Origin of the sequence: Okeania hirsuta, assembly GCF_003838195.1 — a bacterium.
Taxonomy (GTDB): Bacteria; Cyanobacteriota; Cyanobacteriia; order Cyanobacteriales; family Microcoleaceae; genus Okeania; species Okeania hirsuta.
The window spans coordinates 1-1,904 of the sequence record NZ_RCBY01000531.1 but is presented as its reverse complement, the minus strand read 5'-3'; the positions used below and the strand labels follow the sequence as shown (position 1 = coordinate 1,904).

Sequence of the window (1,904 nt, the reverse complement as noted above, 5' to 3'; positions counted from 1 at the left end):
CAGGAGACAGGAGACAGGAGGGTAGAAAGAATGAAGAAGGAGAAAGTTTTTTTATCACTAATTATCCGGACATGATATAAATTACTGAAAAATAGGACATTTAGGTGAAGCGATAGCTTGCGCTGACTTGTCAGTTCGCCAACTGGATTGGGATTTATGGCCAAAACTATACTACAAACATCAAAAACAGTATTTAAGGAAAAGATTACTAGCAATTAGATACCTATATGAGGGAAAAAGTAGAATAGAAGTATCAGAATTATTAAATTGTAATTACAAAACTTGATCAACTTGGATAGATAAATTTCTGGAAGCAGGGTTAAATGAATTAACCAAACCAATTTGTCATCAAGTATCTTCAAGATTAAATTGAGAACAAAAACAAGAATTAAAAAGAATGTTTAGGGAAGAATTACCCAGAAACTATGGCATAGATAGAAATATATGGACAGGCCAAATTATTAGTACTGTGCTCGAGTCAAGATGGGAAGTGAAGTTAAAAATAACCAGAATCTATGAAATACTCAAGGAGTTAAATAAGTCAAATCCAAAAGCACATAGAGATGATGCTAATGCTCACAAAGAAGAGCAAAAAACATTGATATCAAACTTAAAAAAAAACTCTCTTCTCAAGAAGAAAAAGAAAAAAATAGTATTTTTTGACGAATTTGCTGTTGATGAACGTCCCAGTATTTTTTACGGATGGGCAGAAAAGAACACAGGGTCAAAAGTACTCAGTAATCAGAAAGGAAAGAGAAAGAAATTGAACGGGATGATTGCCGTAGATACTTTGACAGGTCAAGAGTATTTCCAGTTAAAAGAAAAATCGCTCATCGGAGGATGTTTCAGATTATTTTTGACAACTGTGTCTTTTTTGTGTCAAAAATGGATTTGATCAACTGACTATTATTTGAGATAAAAATTCCACAGATAAAAAGAAAATGAGAACTCAATTACTTGCACATCTTGTGGAACCCAAAATGTCAAATCAAATTGTGGTAGATTTTATTGATACTCCGAGTTATTCTCCTAATTTTAATCTAGCTGAATATATTATTTATCTGTTAACAATGAAACTGCTGCATCATCTTCCCTTGGGTGTAAATATGGAACAAATTCAATATAAGGCATGAAAAATACTTTGAATTCAATCAGCTTCAAACAGCACAACAAATTCAAAATATAATTCACCATATTTATGCCTTAGTCAATTGTTAGGTAATCTTATAGCGGGAAGGGAGTAATATCAATTTGGAAAAATAATTTTACGAATAATCAGAACAATTAAATGACTTTATAGGAGATGTCCCTTGGAGTAAAAATATCAATTATGACCTAATAAATGGTATCAAAGCTATTTATTATGACTCCTGACTTCCCCTCCTGAGAAAGGTTAGAGGTGGGTTTATTCCTAAGAAATAACCTATTTCTTTGTAGCAAAAATTTATTAATTTGGTATAACACACTCCATTGTTACAGTGTGTGATGGCCAAACTTCCATAAATGCTTGAATACATAATAAATGGTATCGCCACATACTCTACTTTTTCTATCAATCAACCGTCTCTAAGTTGGCAAATTTATCATTATTTTCTCGGTTGAATATTAGGGAAATAGAAAAAAAAGAAGTATAACTATGGATAAAATAGCCTAATGATGGGTGAGACATTAGAGTTGTCGCTAAATAAAGGGAAAAAATCACTCTAACCTAGACAGAGCAATAATTCCCAGCATTTTTGCCATCCAATAACTACAATCCTTACAGAACAAGGTTTTTGGGGAATTTTTAAGTTATAAAGCGACAAGTCTATTCCACGCCCTTATAAAATTATGTTGGGTATTTTATCATTTTCTTTGTGGGTTTAATACCCCACCGTCAACGGGGGTGTTCACGCATTACTTGG

The 1,904-nt window shown here is 32.6% G+C and carries 2 protein-coding genes; both read left to right on the top strand.

Annotated elements, in window-relative coordinates; genetic code table 11:
- Positions 1-397 precede the first annotated feature (397 nt).
- Positions 398-895 carry a hypothetical protein gene (locus tag D5R40_RS32550; protein WP_124147124.1) on the top strand — a complete coding sequence of 166 codons (498 nt, stop codon included), beginning with the start codon at positions 398-400 and terminating at the stop codon, positions 893-895.
- Positions 896-941: 46 nt separating this feature from the next.
- A complete protein-coding gene (locus D5R40_RS36715; protein WP_124147125.1) occupies positions 942-1,133 on the top strand; it encodes a hypothetical protein in 192 nt (63 codons plus the stop codon).
- Positions 1,134-1,904 lie beyond the last annotated feature (771 nt).